This is a genomic window from Paenibacillus hamazuiensis, from assembly GCF_023276405.1.
GTDB lineage: Bacteria > Bacillota > Bacilli > Paenibacillales > NBRC-103111 > Paenibacillus_AF > Paenibacillus_AF hamazuiensis.
In genome coordinates this window covers 7692005-7710041 of sequence record NZ_JALRMO010000001.1, presented here as the reverse complement: position 1 = coordinate 7710041, position 18037 = coordinate 7692005, and the positions used below count along the sequence as shown (strand labels likewise).

General features: G+C 52.8%; 13 protein-coding genes and 1 CRISPR repeat array (1 of these 14 only partly in view). Of the genes, 4 read left to right on the top strand and 9 right to left on the bottom strand.

The features are described from left to right. Window positions 1-154: 154 nt before the first annotated feature. On the bottom strand, window positions 155-2218 hold the full coding sequence (locus MYS68_RS34070) for a molybdopterin oxidoreductase family protein (RefSeq protein WP_248929992.1): 2064 nt from the start codon (window positions 2216-2218) through the stop codon (window positions 155-157). 156 nt (window positions 2219-2374) lie between these two features. On the opposite strand from MYS68_RS34070, the gene MYS68_RS34065 reads away from it, so the two are divergent. Next, window positions 2375-2854, top strand: coding sequence for a hypothetical protein (locus MYS68_RS34065; protein ID WP_248929991.1), 480 nt, complete (start codon window positions 2375-2377; stop codon window positions 2852-2854). Further along, window positions 2851-3369 (top strand): hypothetical protein, encoded by a 519-nt coding sequence (locus MYS68_RS34060; protein WP_248929990.1) that lies wholly within the window; start codon window positions 2851-2853, stop codon window positions 3367-3369. The genes MYS68_RS34065 and MYS68_RS34060 overlap by 4 nt, the downstream gene beginning before the upstream one ends. 6 nt (window positions 3370-3375) lie before the next feature. Here the strand turns inward: MYS68_RS34060 and MYS68_RS34055 are convergent, their stop codons facing one another. The 7 genes from MYS68_RS34055 to MYS68_RS34025 form a co-directional block, all read right to left on the bottom strand. Then, a complete protein-coding gene (locus tag MYS68_RS34055) occupies window positions 3376-4836 on the bottom strand; it encodes an AraC family transcriptional regulator (protein ID WP_248929989.1) in 1461 nt (486 codons plus the stop codon). Window positions 4837-5074: 238 nt separating this feature from the next. Beyond that, complete coding sequence (locus MYS68_RS34050; RefSeq protein ID WP_248929988.1) at window positions 5075-5647, bottom strand: nitroreductase family protein; 573 nt, start codon at window positions 5645-5647, stop codon at window positions 5075-5077. Between the two features lie 19 nt (window positions 5648-5666). Then, window positions 5667-6710: a FecCD family ABC transporter permease gene (locus MYS68_RS34045; protein ID WP_248929987.1), complete on the bottom strand. Its 1044-nt coding sequence runs from the start codon at window positions 6708-6710 to the stop codon at window positions 5667-5669. Next, window positions 6707-7714 (bottom strand): FecCD family ABC transporter permease, encoded by a 1008-nt coding sequence (locus MYS68_RS34040; RefSeq protein ID WP_248929986.1) that lies wholly within the window; start codon window positions 7712-7714, stop codon window positions 6707-6709. The genes MYS68_RS34045 and MYS68_RS34040 overlap by 4 nt, the downstream gene beginning before the upstream one ends. An 83-nt stretch (window positions 7715-7797) precedes the next feature. Then, a complete protein-coding gene (locus MYS68_RS34035; RefSeq protein ID WP_248929985.1) occupies window positions 7798-8799 on the bottom strand; it encodes an ABC transporter substrate-binding protein in 1002 nt (333 codons plus the stop codon). A 241-nt stretch (window positions 8800-9040) separates the two neighbouring features. After that, entirely contained in the window at window positions 9041-10426 is a 1386-nt protein-coding gene (locus tag MYS68_RS34030; RefSeq protein ID WP_248929984.1) for a sugar porter family MFS transporter, read from the bottom strand. Between the two features lie 205 nt (window positions 10427-10631). Beyond that, window positions 10632-11111, bottom strand: coding sequence for a hypothetical protein (locus tag MYS68_RS34025; protein WP_248929983.1), 480 nt, complete (start codon window positions 11109-11111; stop codon window positions 10632-10634). 206 nt (window positions 11112-11317) lie between these two features. Between MYS68_RS34025 and MYS68_RS34020 the strand changes: the two genes are divergently transcribed. After that, entirely contained in the window at window positions 11318-12505 is a 1188-nt protein-coding gene (locus tag MYS68_RS34020; protein ID WP_248929982.1) for an ATP-grasp domain-containing protein, read from the top strand. Further along, a complete protein-coding gene (locus MYS68_RS34015; protein WP_248929981.1) occupies window positions 12502-13266 on the top strand; it encodes an esterase family protein in 765 nt (254 codons plus the stop codon). The genes MYS68_RS34020 and MYS68_RS34015 overlap by 4 nt, the downstream gene beginning before the upstream one ends. Here MYS68_RS34015 and MYS68_RS39220 read toward each other — a convergent pair. Continuing rightward, window positions 13247-13378 carry a PIN domain-containing protein gene (locus tag MYS68_RS39220; protein ID WP_420852181.1) on the bottom strand — a complete coding sequence of 44 codons (132 nt, stop codon included), beginning with the start codon at window positions 13376-13378 and terminating at the stop codon, window positions 13247-13249. The two genes, MYS68_RS34015 and MYS68_RS39220, sit on opposite strands and share 20 nt — an antisense overlap. Before the next feature lie 583 nt (window positions 13379-13961). After that, a CRISPR array of direct repeats spans window positions 13962-18037; the repeat unit is 33 nt; unit sequence ATTTCAATCCACACATCCCGTGAGGGATGCGAC (it continues 3626 nt past the right edge of the window).

Below are 18037 nucleotides of genomic sequence, written 5' to 3'. Positions count from 1 at the left end.
CTCAAAATTAGCTGCACGTAATGACATGAAAAAAAGCTTTACCGCCCCTTATCGCCAAGGGAACGGTAAAGCTTTCTTTTTGGTGCGCACATCTTTAGCGGGCTCTATGTCCCGCCACACCGCACAATAGGCTCTTGGTCCGGCCGTTTCGCGTTCACTCGGCGGCTTCGCCCGCTTTCTCCAACTGCACGCGCCCCGAGAAAAACACGGCGCCGCCGCCCATATCGGCGATCCGGTCCGGCGTCAGCGCATTCACCAGGTTTTTGGCTCCGGGCGCGTCCGCCCACAGCCCCTGGCTGACGACGACGCCGGGCAAAACGTCTTCCCCGACCGCCGCGGTCAGCTCGCATTCGCCGCGTCCGTTCCAAACGCGAACCTTATCGCCGCTCGCAATGCCTAACCCGGCCGCATCGGCTGCGTTCATATGCAGCTTGAGCGTTTTCTCCATGGCTATGTGCCTGTCGTTATGTGCGAACGTCGAATTAAGAAAGCTGTGGTTCGGGCCGGGAATGAACAGGAAAGGCAAATCGCCGTCATTTACCAGAGGTGTGTATGTCGGCAGAGGAGGAAGCCCTTTCAGCTCCATCGCCTTTGAATACAGCTCGATTTTTCCGCTCGGGGTCCGCAGCTTGCCCGGAAACAGCGGCTGCACCTTCGCTTTGACGAACTGCTTTTCCGCCAGCTCGTCGTAGGTCAATCCGTCCAGGTACGGATTATGCGGGTTATCCAGCGCCTGCCGGATCATCTCTTCCTCGGAATCGCGGAAGGCCGCATCGTCAAAGCCCATGCCCGCCGCAAGCAGACGGAAAACGTCGACATTCGACTTGCTTTCCGCGTACGGCTCGATAACCGGCTGCTGGATTTGGATGTAATGATGCCAATAAGAACGGTAAAAGTCCGTATTTTCAAAAGACGATGTCGCCGGCAGCACGATGTCCGCATAAGCCGCCGTCTCCGTCAGAAACAAATCGTGCACGACGGTAAACAAATCTTCCCGAGCCAGCCCCTGCCTCACCTTGCCCGCGTTCGGCGCCACGACGGCGGGATTCGAGTTGTACACGTACAGCGAGCGAACGGGCGGCGTAAGTTCCAGCAAAGCGTCGCCGAGCCGGTTCATGTTCACATGCCGCGTCTTCTTCTTCAGCAAATCCGGCCGCTGCAGCGCCGTCACGTTATGGTTCAGGTAGGCGCCGTTGCCCTTGATCGCGCCGCCGCCTTTGTGCAGCCACTGGCCGGTCAGCGCCGGCAAACACGCGATCGTGCGGATGCACATCCCGCCGTTATCGTGGTGCTGCGGGCCATTGCCAATCCGGATAAACGACGGAGTTGTCTGTCCGTACATCCGGGCCAGCCGGTAAATATCGTCCACGGGAACACTCGTGATGGACGAAACGACCGCCGGCTCGTACTGCCGGACATGGCGGCGCAGCTCCTCATGCCCAACGGTGTACTCGCGGAGGAAATCTTCGTCCGTCATGCCTTCCGCGAACAGGATGTGCATGATGCCGAGCGCCAGCGCCGCATCCGTGCCGGGCCTGATCGGAATGAACCAGTCGGCCCAGCGGCCGGTTCTGTTTTTATGAACGTCGATGACGACGATTTGGGCGCCGTTTTTCCGGGCTTTTTCCGCGAGCGCGACCTGATGCATGTTGGTGCTTACCGCATTGATCCCCCACATGACGATCAGCTTCGCCTGTACGGTATCCTCCGGGTCGGTCCCGTAGCTGCCGCCCATCGTATAGCGGTAGCCTTCCGTTCCCGCCGCTTCGCAGATCGTGTACAGCAGCCGGCTTGCTCCCAAACGGTGAAAAAAACGCCGGTCCATCCCTTCCGTCCCGATCCGTCCCATATTGCCGTAAAAGCTGTAGGGAAGTATCGCCTCGCTCCCCTCCTCGGCAATGATCCGCTTCCACCGGGAGGTGATCGTATCCACGGCCTCCTCCCAGGAAATCGGGGCGAAGCGGCCTTCCCCCTTCGCACCGGCGCGCTTCAGCGGAGTGCGCAGCCGCTTCGGGTCGTAGATGCGTTCCGCCATGTGGCGGACTTTGCCGCAAATCGCCCCTTGCGTTACCGGATGTGCCGGATCCCCTTCGATCTTGACGATTTTCCCCGCTTCTTTATGAATCAACAACCCGCATTGGTCCGGGCAATCCAGTGAACAGACCGACGGGAATACCCCTGATTTTTGATCGATATACGAGCTGGGCAATATGATCATTCCTCGCTTCCGGGACGCGTTTGTCCGTCCTCATTATGAAGCTATCACAGGCGAGGCGATCTTTCAACGCCCGCAGGGCGGCATATGCCGAAGAACCGAGAACCGGGAACGCATAACATTTTCCTTTTCCCCCATACTAAGGAGAACCGGATATTCATGCGAGGAATTAAAATGGTCATCTCTCTGCATATTTTTTTCACGTGGCTGTTCGCGGGGATTTTCCTCCACACCGCCAAAACGGCTTCGCCCCGGCATCTCGCGTTTGTTTTCCTGTTTATCGATTTTCTGAATACGAACCTGTATTACTTGGCCGGCGAAACGTTTAAATGGTTTAAAATGTCCGAAGAACCGCTATTGTACGTTTCTTTCTCGCTGCTGCAAAGCCTGATTTATCCCTTGATCGTCGCGATAGCCGTAACGGCTTATCCCCTTGCCGGCTTCGCCGCCAAAAAGGCATCCGTATTGCTTTTGTCATGCTGTCTTCTACTTGGCCTGGAGCTTCTCACACGATATTTGAAAATCATCACCTACGACGGAACCGGACTGATGATTGCTCTTCTCGGCTACCGACTGCTTCTGCTGATCGCCGCCTTTATCGCTTTAAAATGCTTCAAAAGGATGTGTGCCGGCCGATGACAAACTACATGCCCTTGGATGAAGGGGCGTTCGATCTCAACGATTGGTTTATCCTCGGTTGTATTGCCGCCGCATATACCATCGTCTTCCTCCTGCCCAAAAGGTTTCCCTCGTCCGTCACATTCCTGCTCTTTATGTTCAGCTCTACGGTGGCGTGCATCATGGACAACTCCATTGGCGGCCATATTTTTGACCTGTATGACATTATGGACGGCCCCGCTTATACGATCATGGATTTTGTCGCTTACCTGCTGTACGGTCCGGCGGCATATTTCTTTATCTATTTCTACGACCGGCTTCAATTGAAAGGGCTGAAAACGGTCGGCTACATCGTGCTATGGTCATTTTCGGCGCTGGGTTTCGAGTGGTTATGCCATTGGGCGGGAGTATTTCGTTATAAAGATTCTTACAGCTACTGGTATTCCTTCTGTATCTATCTGTTTTCCCAGTCGGCCACCGTCCGGTTTTACCGGTTCATAGCCGAGGAGCCTCACGGACACCGTGCTCTCCCTTAACCTCGCTTACCGCTCCGACACGCTTTGCAGCAGTTCGTCGATGATTCGATGCTGCCCGATCGGCGACCAGCTCAAACCGATCCAATTCGAAACGAAGCGGACGCGGCTGTTGCGAAACGCCCCCGTACTACTCCAGGAACCCGTCTGCAGTTTCGATAATACTTGGTCCTCATCGGCGGCAGAAAGATACTTGTAAATAAACAGATAGTCCGTTTCAAAGAACGGTACGTGGTCCAACTGGTAGTCCTTGACCCTTTCGCTTAACGGTGTGCCGCTTCCCGGCTTGAGGCCGAGTTCCGCGTACAGCAGATCGTTGACGGGGTGGTCCCCCGCCCCTTGCAGCCGCAGCTTGCGATCGTACAAACGCATCACCGATACCGAATGGCTCCCGATCGTATGAGCCAGCAGATCGCGGGCTTGCTTGATTTTTTGCTCGATTTGAACGAAATGATGCTCCGCCTCCTTCTCCCTTCCCACCAATTCGGCGATTCTGCGGTGGTTTTTGCGCCAATCCATCGTGAAATCGAGCACGACCGTCGGTGCGATGCGCTTCAGCTGCTCATAAAAAGGCAGGTGCCTGTAATCGGCCAAGACGATATCCGGCTTCGCCTCCCCGATCTCGTGCAGCTTGATCTGCAGATGACGTTCCTGCTCCGGCCCGCTTTGCTCCGTATGAAAGTATCCGTTCCACTCGGCCAAAACCGGAACTCCGAGGGAACGCAGGTTGTCTCCGTACCGAAAGCAGGTGGCGACGGCAACCTTCAGCTCTTTGCGGCGCAAATAAAGGGCGGGTGTCATCCCGGTTTCCCGTTTGAACATTCGGCTGAAATAAAATTCGTTGCCAAAACCGACCAGGCCGGAAACCTCCTTGATCGAGCCGCTTTGCTGCAGATAAGCTTTGGAGTGGCCGATCCGGATCTTATTGAGAAATTCGACGGGGGAAACGCCCTTCGCTTTCTTGAAACTTCTTGAATAAGAGGTTTGGGTGAGCCCGGCTATGTCCGCCAATGTATCCAATTTGATTTTTTCCTGAAAATGTTTGTACATATATCCGATGCTCCGGTCAATGCCTTGGTCCGCTTCATCCCGGTTTCCCGGATCTTTCAGAGCAGACAGCAGGAACTGCAGCAAACTTTGAAAATGAAGCTGCCATTCGAAAACGTCCGCGGCATTTTGCCGCCGGAGTCGGTCTCTATGCAGCCGATGAACCTGCTCGAGGATGGGCCTGTGCAGCTTGACGCGCAGGCTGCCCTGCGGCAATGCCGAGCTTGTTTCCGCGCTATCGCAGCTCCAGCTTCCTTTCCGCTTCGTTATCGCGGCGCTGCGCAGCACCAGAATGTAGCACTCGGCGCAGCCGGACTCCAGCATCGCCTCGATGTCCATGGAAGGCCTCAGAACAAAAAGCTGCCCCGGCTGCAGCGGAAAAACCTCATGATCGAGGCGAAGATGACCTTTTCCCTGGACCACGACACATAACATCTCGCCGGGAAGCTTTCGCCATCGCAGCAGGCTGCTATTATAAAATCTGCGTCTATGTATGGATGAGAGAACGATAAGGGGGTACCTGACACCCGATTCCGGCCGCATAACCAGCTTCACCTTCCAAAATACACTCATTGTCATTGAGAACAATTCTCACCATTAGTATAACCTTTGATGCTGCATTTGGAAAGGGATCGGGCTGATTGCGGCAGCTGACGTTCACTCAGGAATCGACCACGGTCAGCAATTGTTCGGCAGGAATGCGCGGTTGTTTGGGCGGAATAATCTCGGGGTAACCGATTTGCAGAACGCCGACAATTTTCTCTCCCGGCCGAACCCCGACCGCCGAACGGAAGCCGGGATCGTAGCCGAAATGGTTCGTTTTCCATACGACGCCCAGTCCCCGTTCCCAGGCCGCCAGCTGGAAATTTTGAATCAGGCAGCATGCCGCCGCGTAATCCTCGTCCCATACTTTCTGCCGGGGATCTTCCTTCAGAATTACGATGAGATGAGCCGGCACGGCCTCGAAGGCCATCTTTTTCTTGAAGCCGTATTTTTCCTTTTCTTCGGCCGAATAGGTTTCGAGCATCGCCTCTGCCAGCCCTTTCCGTCCTTCCCCGGTATAGAGCACAAACCTCCACGGCTGCCTGTTGCCGTGGTTGGGAGCCCAAATCGCCACATTGAGCAATTCCGTCAGCAGCTCCGCGGATACCGGATCTTTTTTGAATACCCGGACGGATCTCCTTTCCTTAATCAGCTCCGCAACGGGAGCAGCGGATACAATCTTCTGCGTCATCGGCATATACCTCCAATCGTCAGTTTGAATTTCGCTTCGTATACAGCAAATAGATGAAAAATGGCGCCCCCACCGCAGAGGTAAACACCCCGACCGGCACGTCAAGCGGCAGGAACAAGGTTCTTCCGGCAAGATCGGCGAGCATCACGATCAAGCCCCCGAGCAGGACCGCGATCGGGAGCATGTTCTCGAAGCTCGAACCGACGAGCTTGCGTGCCATATGCGGCGCAATGAGCCCGATAAAGCCGACGCCTCCGGCCACGGACACCGCCGCTCCTGCGAGCGCGACGCTGAGAAGCAGCAGAAGCAGCCGGCTAAGCTCCACGGAGCTCCCCGCTCCCGCCGCGACATCGTCGCCGAGCTGGCCGATATTGACATGGCGGGATAGCAGAAACGCCAAAGGCAAAAGAACGATGCACCACGGCAAAATCGACAGCACGTTTTCCCAATTGGCGGCGTATACGGAGCCTGTCAGCCATAAGTACGCCTGGCCTGCGTCGTTTTTGGGATGAAACACGATCATCATCGTCGTGGCCGCCGAGGTCAAAGACGACATCCCGATGCCGACGAGCACAAGGCGAATGGGAGTAATTCCTTTTTTCCAGGCAAGCGAGTACAAAATGGCGGAAACCGCAACGGCACCGCACATCGCCGCCACCGGCAGCCACCGGATGCTGAACTGGCCGGCAAAAAACGTGAGAAAGCTGACGGCCGCCACGGAAGCTCCGCCCGTAACTCCCACTATGTCCGGCGATGCAAGCGGATTTCGGATCATGGCCTGGAGGATCGCCCCAGAGGCGGCGAGCGAAGCGCCTGCCAAAAGAGCGGTCAGGATGCGGGGGAGACGCAGCTGCTGGATCACCATCCTGTGCGCTTCCTCGCCGCCCCCCAACATTCCTCGGATCACATCCGAAGGGGAGATCGCCATCTCGCCGAGCCCTATGCTCACAATGGCCGCCAGCGCGCACGCAATGAGCAAAACGAGTGAAAGCGCAGCGGTTTTTTTATGAATCAGTATGGAAAACCGGCGATGTTTGAAACGCAAAGGGATATGGGAATTCACGATTTGGCAAGCCCCTTTCGCGCGATGAAGATGAAAAACGGAACGCCGATCATCGCGGTCATGACGCCGACCGGCACCTCCTCGGGGATCATGATGAACCTGGCGGCCAGATCGGCCGCAACGAGAAGAACGGCGCCGAACACCGCGCAATACGGGATGATCCAGCGATGGTCGATTCCCGCGAAAAACCTGGAGATATGCGGGATGACGATGCCGATGAAGCCGATCGGACCCGCCACGGATACCGATCCGCCTGCCAGCACGACGACAATGAGGCCCGCCGCAAGCTTGAGCGCGGCTGTTTTTTGCCCGAGCCCTTTCGCGGCCTCCTCTCCCATCGACAAAACGTTCAGCTCGCGGGAGATGAACCAGGCGGCAATCCAGCATACGGTCAAATACGGCAGAACGGCCGTCAGAGTCTCGGGAGAACGGCCGGCAACCGTACCCGTAAGCCAGTACAGCACCGTGCCGAGACTTTGCTTATTGACCGCAAGAATTCCTTGCGTGAAGGAGGAAAACAGCGCGGTCAGCGCGGTCCCCGCCAGCACCATTTTTAACGGAGTCAGTCCGTCCCGCCCGGCGGAGCCAAGCAGATACACGATCACGGCCCCTAATGCGGCCCCTGCGAAAGCCAGCCACATGAGCGCCTCCATTCGCGACACCGAAAACGTAACCGCCGCCAGCACAACGACAAAACTCGCCCCGGCATTGATGCCGAGCACACTCGGCGAAGCGAGCGGGTTGCGGGTCAACGTCTGCATGATAGCGCCTGCAATCGCCAAGCTTGCTCCAATTGCCGCGGCGATAAATGCTCTGGGCATACGCGCGGTACGAATCATCATTTGCCCGCCGTCATTTTCATCGTAATGAAAGGCTGCGTTCCAAACGTCCGTCCAGCTGTAATGAACCGCTCCGAAAAGCAGGCTCGCCCCCATGCACAGCAGCAGCACCGCACATCCGGCCAGCAGTCCGGCAGCCTTCCATATATTCGATTCCATCGGCATTTTCTTAAAACACCCCATAATGCGCAAATGAATGAGCCTGAAGCTCATTCATTCGGCAATTTCGTAACGGAAGGACCGTCATCTTACTTGATCTCGAAATATTTGTAAAGATCCTCCAGCATGCTTTTGGCGGCTATCGCACCGCCGCTCAAATTCCAGGTGACCGCATCCACCTCGAAATATTTGCCCGACTTCACACCCTTCAGGTTTTTCCAAAGCGGATGCTTGGTCCATTCGGACTGCGATTTCTTGGCACTTTGATCCTCGGGGGTCATGTACGTGACATCAAATATGTAATCCCCGTCGAGCTGGGACATCTGCTCCTTGGAGGTCAGGTTGACAACCGCCTTGCCTTCCGCCTGCTGGGCTTTCGGACGCGATAAGCCAAGCTCTTTGAAGATCGTGCCGGCAAAGCCGGTGATATAGACCCGGGAGCTGCCGTCCTTCTCGAAACGTATGAGCGAAACCTCGGTATTTTTCAAGCGGTCCCCGAGCTTCTGTTTAAATTCGGCGACCCGCTTATCCCAATCGCTTATCCATTGCTCCGCTTCTTTTTCCTTGTATAGCGCCGCGGAGCTGAGCTTCATATTCTCCTTCCAGTTGAACACCTCTTCGGTGATCAGCGTAGGAGCGATGTTGTTTAACTGCGGATATATTTTTTCGTGCCGCGTTTTGGTTCCGATGATCAGGTCCGGTTTGAGGGCGATGATCGCTTCCATGTTCGGCTGATTCTCATCGCCCAGATTTTTGACCCCATCCATCTGTGCGCGCAAATAGTTATACCACGGCTTCTGGTCCCACGATTCCACCGCTCCCACCGGTTTTACTCCGAGAGCTGCGGAAATGTCGACCATGCCGTTGAACAGCACGACGACGCGTTCCGGTTTTTTCTTCAGCGTAATCGTGCCCATCGCGTGTTTAATCGACTTTTCACCGTCACCGGCAGCAGGTGCGGCGGGCTCCTGCGGCTTTGCGGTATCGGCTGCCGCTCCTCCCTTTGCGGTTCCGCCGGTCGCTTGTGTCGAGCCGCAGGCCGTTATGGCAAAAACGAGCAGCAGCAAGATCAGCATGCGGGCTGTTTTCATTGCATGGTTTCCTCCTTGTGCAAGCAAAGCAATTGTCGGTCACTTTGATTGATATTGATAATTATTATCAATTATAAGAGCGGCGATTTTCGTTGTACATATCGGATTTTATCCGTTTCTCGCACCGATTTTGTCATTGTATTTGGGGGCAAAACAAAAAAAGAGCTTTGCCGTCGCCTTTCGGCCGCAAGCTCCTCTTCCGGTTTAGTTATGTCCATCTTGCCATACAGCAATCACGTCATCATACCTTATCCCGCGATCCGCTTGTCCAAAGCTTTTCAATCTCCTCCAGAGACCTGCCTTTCGTCTCCGGAACCACTTTCGCGCAAAACACCACGGTCACAAGGGAAATAACCGCAAATGACCAGAAGGTCGCGGCCGTCCCGATGCCCTCCAGAAGCATGGGAAACGTCTGGGAAACGACGTAATCCGCCAGCCATAAACAGAACGCCGCGACTGCCGTCGCACGCCCTCTGATCCTCGTCGGAAAAATTTCCGAAATCATGACCCACACGACCGGCCCCAGCGAAACGGCGAAAGATGCGACGTACAAAAGAATAAAAAACAGGATCAAATGGCCCGGCACGTCCGGAGAATGGAACCCATATCCCACGGCAAACAGACATATCGTCATCAGAGTGGAGCCAACCAGAAGCAGCGCTTTTCGTCCGACCTTGTCAATAAGCCACAAAGCGATCAGCGTAAACGCAAAATTCACGAGCCCGACCAAAATCGTTTGCGTCAAGGCCGCATCGGTCCCGGCCCCCGTTTGCTTAAAAATCTCCGGTGCGTAATACATAATTGCGTTGATGCCGGTAATCTGTTGAAGGATGGCCAGTGCGACACCCACAATCAGCGGAAGCCGAAGCGAAGAGCCGAACAACTCCTTGATCGATCCGCTCTCGTCGACCTTCAGGTTCATGATTTCTTCCAGCTCCGACTTCGCCGCCTGCTTGCCGTTCATGCGCTCAAGGACTTCCAGCGCGCGGACTTCCTGTTTATTTTTCATCAGCCAGCGCGGGGTTTCGGGGGTAAGCAGCAGCAGCAGCATATAGAGAATGCCCGGGGCTACGCCGAATCCAAGCATCCACCGCCATGCGGTCGAAACATCCCAGGCATCGTCGCCGATTCCGGCAATCGCTGCATTAACGAAAAAGGTAACAAAAATCCCGGTGACGACCGCGAACTGATAAATGGATACCAAGCGCCCTCTGATTCGGGACGGGGCAATTTCCGAAATATATAAAGGAGCAAGCGTCGACGCCATACCGACACCTATCCCTCCGACCATTCGGGCGATAATCAGCCCGGTAACCGTGCTTGCAAGCGCCGAACCGACCGAACCGACGACAAAAATAAGCGCCGCGGCCATCAGCACTTTTTTCCGGCCGAATTTATCGCTGATCACCCCGGATGCGGCCGCACCTGCGGCAGCCCCTACGACAAGGCTTGAAACCATCCATCCCGTCATACCCGCATTCAGGTCGAATCTTTCTTTAATAAATCCGACTGCACCGGATATAACCGCCGTATCATAACCGAACAAGAAACCGCCTATGGCGGCGATAATGGAATAAAACGTCGAATACAAGGAAAATGCTTTGCGTTTTGGTTCTGCGCTAGTCAAGATATGCCGCCCCTTTTCTTGTTGTTAAACTCATGATGACGGAGGTGTCGTTTTTTCTTAAACGACATTTTCCTATAATAATTATTATCATTGCGGTTGTCAATAATCCGCGCCGCGCCGATTAAACCGCAAGCAATCCGCGCAATGCCGGGCCCCCCGTTAAAAACGCCCATCCTGCCGGACAGGACGGGCGCCTCAAGAAGGGTTATTGCGAATAAATATTTAATGTAGCATCAACTCTCCTACCGCCGGAAGAAAGGCTATTGAGAGAAATCCAAACAGGGCCGGAATACCCGCTCAGGCCAATAGCCGCAGTTCCGTAGCGTACGGATTCTGAACCAATATTCAAAAACTCTCCTCCACCGTCATACTGGATCGATAAATACACATCTCCGGACCCGGAATCCCAAATGTCCAGATTCCAATCAATTAACAATTGATTGATATTGGAGACCTGAGTACTGCCTGTCAACTCCATGTCGCAAGATGATGTGCCTGATGTAACAAAGAGATGGGCGTAATAATCATCCGTATCTACACTGGATAATTGCTTGCAATAGTTTGTTCCCGTATAGTTGGTGACCGACCAATCGGTGATTGGGCTCACTTCCGCAAATGCGGATGTAGAGAAGGATAGAAGGGCAGTTATCATGACTAAAATACTTGCCAATTTTTTCAATTTCAAATGTGCGTCCTCCTAAAAAAGGGAATTGGCTGGCCAGCCATAAATATATATATCATGCATCTCCTTAAATGGATATAGGTGGTAATTATCATGTTTTGGCAAGTAAATTTTATCAGCAAGCCGATATTTACAATTGATTTTCTTGAAACCATGGAAATATCAGGATAAGATTTAAGATAATAGGAGTCAGGGAGGTGCGAAAACTGATGAACTTTATTTTTTTCTCGCCGAATTTTCCAAGGTACTGTACGGAGTTTTGCTTTCACTTGAAAAATTGCGGGGTGAATGTGCTTGGCATCGGCGATGCGGATTATGACTCTCTGAACGAAAAGCTGAAATATTCGCTTGCGGAATACATCAAGATCGATCGTTTGGAAAATTACGACGAGGTTGTGCGCACGGTCGGTTACTATATCCATAAATACGGAAGGATCGATCGTTTTGAATCGCTGAACGAGCATTGGCTGGAGCTTGAAGCTCACATTCGGACGGATTTTAACATTTACGGGACGAAGCTCGATTTCATTTCCAATTTGAAGCAGAAATCGAAAATGGAAAGGTTTTTCAAAAAAAGCGGGGTCGCATCCATACGTTCCATAACGAAATTCGATCGGGCCAAGGCAAAGAAATTTATCCGGAAAGTGGGCTATCCCGTCGTCGTGAAACCGAATCAAGGCGTGGGAGCGAACATGACCTACAAAATCGCGAGCGAATCGGAGCTGGAGCATTTCTTGCGCACCAAACCGGCGGAAGTCGAATTCATCATGCAGGAGTTTATCGACGGCGTTCTGCAAACCTACGACGGTCTTGTCAACAAGGATGGAGAAATCGTATTTGCGGCAAGCCACGAATTTCCGCACAGCATTATGGAAGCCGTCAATTCCGGGCATCACTTCAGCTATTATTGTTTAAAGGAAGTAAGTGGGGAAATCGAAGAGGCCGGAAGAAGGATCCTCCGAACCTATGGGATCAAAGAACGCTTTTTTCATCTCGAGTTTTTCAAATCCAATGCGGATGGAAGCATTATTGCGCTGGAAGTCAACATGCGGCCGCCGGGTACATGGATGACGGATGCGATCAATTACACTTACGATATCGATATCTACCGACTATGGGCGAGCATGGTCGTTCATAATTGGGTGGGGGGACCTTTTGCCGGGAAGTATTATACCGGGTTTGCCAGCCGCAAAGACCACCTCCCCTACGCTCATGGGCATGAGGAGATCCTGCAGCGATATCGGCACGAAATCGTTAACCACGACAGCATCACGGATGCGCAAAGCCGGTCAAGAGGAAATTATGCCTATCAATTTCGCTCAAAGGACTTTGATGAAGTGAAACGAATTGCGGCTTATATTCATGCCGTGAAAAACAAAGTCGGGGTGTCTTCATGAAAGTAACCTATCACAAAGCATACAGCAGCAGCTTGCATCGGGACATGGAATACAAAATCTACGGACATCAAGGCAAACCCGTTCTTGTTTTTCCGACCTCCTGCGGACGGTTTTATCAATATGAAGATTCCGGCATGATCGGCGAGCTCGAAAGTTATATCGATCAAGGGCAAATTCAAGTCTGGACATGCGACAGCATCGACGAAGAGACTTTTTATGCCAAGAACAAGGCGACCGATGAGAAAATGAAGCGCCACGACCAATATGATGCTTATGTGAAAAACGAACTCATTCCTTCCATTCTTCATGAGAGCAAGGAAAACAACGGGGGACGTACGGAGAAGATCTTGGCGACGGGGTGTTCGCTGGGGGCTTATCACAGTGCCAATATGTTTTTCCGGCACCCGCAATTTTTTGACAGCTTGATTGCTTTAAGCGGTTTGTATTCGACCAATCGTTTTTTTGGAGAAGAGGTCCCTCCCTCCGCTTATTTCCATTCCCCGCTTCACTATTTGAAAAACCTCGAGGAGGATTATTATCTGAATCAATACCGGAACAGCAAAATCATCATTTGCACGGGCCAAGGCGCCTATGAAGATTTAATGCAATCGGAGACGCAGAAGCTGAAGGAAGTGCTGGAGGAGAAACATATTCCGGCCAGCGTGGAATTTTGGGGATACGACGTGAATCATGACTGGTACTGGTGGAGGAAGCAGATCCGTTATTATATGGATCGATCGCTTACAGTTGCCCAATGCTAATGCATCGAATTTCATCAACTTGTTCGAGCCTTAAATCGTTTGTAATAAAAATATCCGCTCCTGCCGCGATTGCTAACGCTAAGATGAGTGCATCCGGGGTCTTAATCACCATGAATCCCGCTCCTTGCGAATATAATCGTCAGAGGTGTCACCATCTTGTTTCTCTTAATGAGATGATCCATTCGGCCTTCCCCCTCCCAAAACGTACGACAGATTTTCTATATATCATACCACATTCGATTTTACAGAAAAATTCCAGAGTCATTCGAATGCCGCGGCCAGTAGAATGAATATTTCGGTGCGGCGAAGCCGCTTGGCTAATCATGAGTGCCACGCTGTTAATTCATTGAGCCACCTTCTCGAGGAAAGAACAACCTCATTTTTAATTGATAAAAACGAGGTTGTTATCAAGAGCGAGCGTAATGAGTTCATCTTGACCCTCGATTCCATCTCAAACCCAAAATCCTATCCCTCGGTGGTCCTTACAAAGCTGACCCGCTTGCGGAGGACAGGTTTTGAAGCAGAGGCCCCAGGGGGAAGATGAAGCTGCATTTTATTGTCGATGACATTCAGATGGCCTTGGCTTCTAACCGCATGGCAATTATTTGTTTTAATGTAGTGGCGACTCAGCGGCAGTTCTACGTGCCCCTAAGGGATGCGACACTGGCCTGAGCGAGCATGTTCAGGATCACGTTATTTCAATCTACACATCCCGCGAGGGATGCGACGGCAGCACACTGTTAATGCGTGTAATGCAGGTTCATTTCAACCCACACATCCCGCGAGGGATGTGACCTCCTGATGCAGCCTGGCCCATGCCAGTAATAGCGATTTCAATCCACACATCCCGTGAGGGATGCGACGGCGATCAGCTGGTCGCGAATATCGGTATACGACGATTTCAATCCACACATCCCGTGAGGGATGCGACAATTTTGATCCCGGAGGAGGTTGACATAGATGAGATTTCAATCCACACATCCCGTGAGGGATGCGACGCCAAGTTGACCGAGATGGTGACCGCACTCGCTACTGCATTTCAATCCACACATCCCGTGAGGGATGCGACCCTAAAAGACCGTGCGTATCCGCGTCTGTCACTGATTTCAATCCACACATCCCGTGAGGGATGCGACGGATTTGTCCAAGGGTTTTATGTCTTTGACAGGTCGATTTCAATCCACACATCCCGTGAGGGATGCGACTATAATATGATTTACTTTAAAAGGCGGTGTTAGTGGTATTTCAATCCACACATCCCGTGAGGGATGCGACTGGGAGGCTGGAAAACACAAAATATGGATGCGACAATTTCAATCCACACATCCCGTGAGGGATGCGACGACACGATTCCACGAAACTTGCATGTGTTTGCAGATTTCAATCCACACATCCCGTGAGGGATGCGACAGGGGTACATAGGGTAGTCCAAAACTTACCCACCGATTTCAATCCACACATCCCGTGAGGGATGCGACTTTGTATCCGCTAAATTGCGTCTCGTCTGCAAACGATTTCAATCCACACATCCCGTGAGGGATGCGACCTAAAACGCCGTCCATATTCTCATGCGACTCGCATTTCAATCCACACATCCCGTGAGGGATGCGACGACCTACAATGATTGTCATATACGACGCACCCCCTACAATTTCAATCCACACATCCCGTGAGGGATGCGACGGTAAAGTACGCGGGCGTCGATATAAAGGCCGGATTTCAATCCACACATCCCGTGAGGGATGCGACGGACGGCAAACGCTGGAACGCGACCCTGGACAGCCATTTCAATCCACACATCCCGTGAGGGATGCGACAAGGAGGCCGAGAGACGGCTTGACGCAGCGAAATTTCAATCCACACATCCCGTGAGGGATGCGACAATGTTGTCAGTTACCGATGCGTCTCTTGGCTCGGCATTTCAATCCACACATCCCGTGAGGGATGCGACGCGGATTTTGGATGCGTCCCATGCTTGGTTACCATTATTTCAATCCACACATCCCGTGAGGGATGCGACCGTTCATGATGGTACCGCAATTTACCGTTTGGTTTATTTCAATCCACACATCCCGTGAGGGATGCGACCGACTACCGCGCGATAATTCCGGAAACACAATCATTTCAATCCACACATCCCGTGAGGGATGCGACCGCATGGCTGATTAACCTCTTCAAGCGTAAGATATTTCAATCCACACATCCCGTGAGGGATGCGACTGCCGCGACTGAGGCGTATGGGGCGTACACGTGTTATTTCAATCCACACATCCCGTGAGGGATGCGACAGGATAGCTTCGATGACCTCGCCTTGATGGATCGATTTCAATCCACACATCCCGTGAGGGATGCGACGAGCTACCAAACAGCGTTCTTCGAGCTGTAAGTAATTTCAATCCACACATCCCGTGAGGGATGCGACGAGCAGCGCGGCCCGGCTCGCGGAATAGCTGGACTATTTCAATCCACACATCCCGTGAGGGATGCGACGATTTCCACACTCCGCTGCGCGATGGTGATGAGATTTCAATCCACACATCCCGTGAGGGATGCGACGCAATCTGCCTGATGAGTCCGCCGCGGAAGCGGACATTTCAATCCACACATCCCGTGAGGGATGCGACGGTGGTTTCCCTTGTCAACCTTTCAGCCATGCGGGATTTCAATCCACACATCCCGTGAGGGATGCGACGAGCTACCGGAGCGGATCGACCGGACAGTACCGGTATTTCAATCCACACATCCCGTGAGGGATGCGACAATTGACCGCAAACTATTTCCATCGCTGGACATCATTTCAATCCACACATCCCGTGAGGGATGCGACGGGCAGCTCAACCCGGTGTGGGTGGAGGCCCTTATATTTCAATCCACACATCCCGTGAGGGATGCGACAAAGTCGCCCGCCGAAATCATCGACGACATCCTATTTCAATCCACACATCCCGTGAGGGATGCGACCTGTACTTTCCGCGGGATCGGTATATTTTTAAAATTTCAATCCACACATCCCGTGAGGGATGCGACTCGGCAAGCTAGATGACCGAACCAGTGAGCAAACATTTCAATCCACACATCCCGTGAGGGATGCGACGCAGGCTGTCGATGCTGAGCTTTCAAAAGTGATCATTTCAATCCACACATCCCGTGAGGGATGCGACGCTTCTCCGGCCGCCACGATCTCCGCTTACCTCAAATTTCAATCCACACATCCCGTGAGGGATGCGACGCTTACCGGGTCAGCAGGTAACATATGGACATCTGATTTCAATCCACACATCCCGTGAGGGATGCGACGCAGTTGCTGCTTTGTAGCGATACGCCAGTTAAACATTTCAATCCACACATCCCGTGAGGGATGCGACTCCAGCCCGGAGCAAGAATTTGGCCCGGTACCAGCCGATTTCAATCCACACATCCCGTGAGGGATGCGACGAGAATGGGGTTTGGCCGAGGTTGCTGGAACATTAATTTCAATCCACACATCCCGTGAGGGATGCGACCTATGCCAGAGTCCTCATCCATGCGCGGAGAGGAATTTCAATCCACACATCCCGTGAGGGATGCGACTACAATACCCTACGCTCCTTAGGCGTACCCACTATTTCAATCCACACATCCCGTGAGGGATGCGACCCCGTGACAGCAACCGTTGATAAAGCGAAAGGAATTTCAATCCACACATCCCGTGAGGGATGCGACCCGCCCTCCGCTGATCGACTGGCTTACTCTCGTCTATTTCAATCCACACATCCCGTGAGGGATGCGACCCGCCCTCCGCTGATCGACTGGCTTACTCTCGTCTATTTCAATCCACACATCCCGTGAGGGATGCGACCGTTAACGTGGTCGCATAAATCAAAAAATTCACGATATTTCAATCCACACATCCCGTGAGGGATGCGACTTGGACGCCCTTTTCAACGTTTAAGTCCGCAGTAAATTTCAATCCACACATCCCGTGAGGGATGCGACAATAAACGCCGGGGCTACTGTAAGTGCTTTCACCTATTTCAATCCACACATCCCGTGAGGGATGCGACTCAAGCCACGAAACGACGATTACCTATTCTTCCCATTTCAATCCACACATCCCGTGAGGGATGCGACCTACCGCGCCTATGGCAATAGCGACGCCCTGTACATTTCAATCCACACATCCCGTGAGGGATGCGACTTTATGGCGTATTACCAGGCCTTCGGGTATCGGTCCATTTCAATCCACACATCCCGTGAGGGATGCGACTTGATTGCCGGTCATGGTTCCTTCAATATTCAGCATTTCAATCCACACATCCCGTGAGGGATGCGACGCGAATGCGCCGATAGACATGGATACCACAGATACAGCAATTTCAATCCACACATCCCGTGAGGGATGCGACTCACCACTCGCCGCCTCCTTCGGCTCCATTTCCCGATTTCAATCCACACATCCCGTGAGGGATGCGACGATCATATCCCGGCCCATTTGGTAAGTTTGCTGCGATTTCAATCCACACATCCCGTGAGGGATGCGACCGGCCAAAGCTCCGTCTCGTGACCATAAACCGCATTTCAATCCACACATCCCGTGAGGGATGCGACGAGGAGCTCATTCGCTATCCGGCCGGAGAATCGGGATTTCAATCCACACATCCCGTGAGGGATGCGACGCGTGTTGTTCTTGACGATGTTTGCCGCGCTCGAAGCATTTCAATCCACACATCCCGTGAGGGATGCGACTCCAAGCACGAAAACAGGGTTTGTAGCGCTGGACGAATTTCAATCC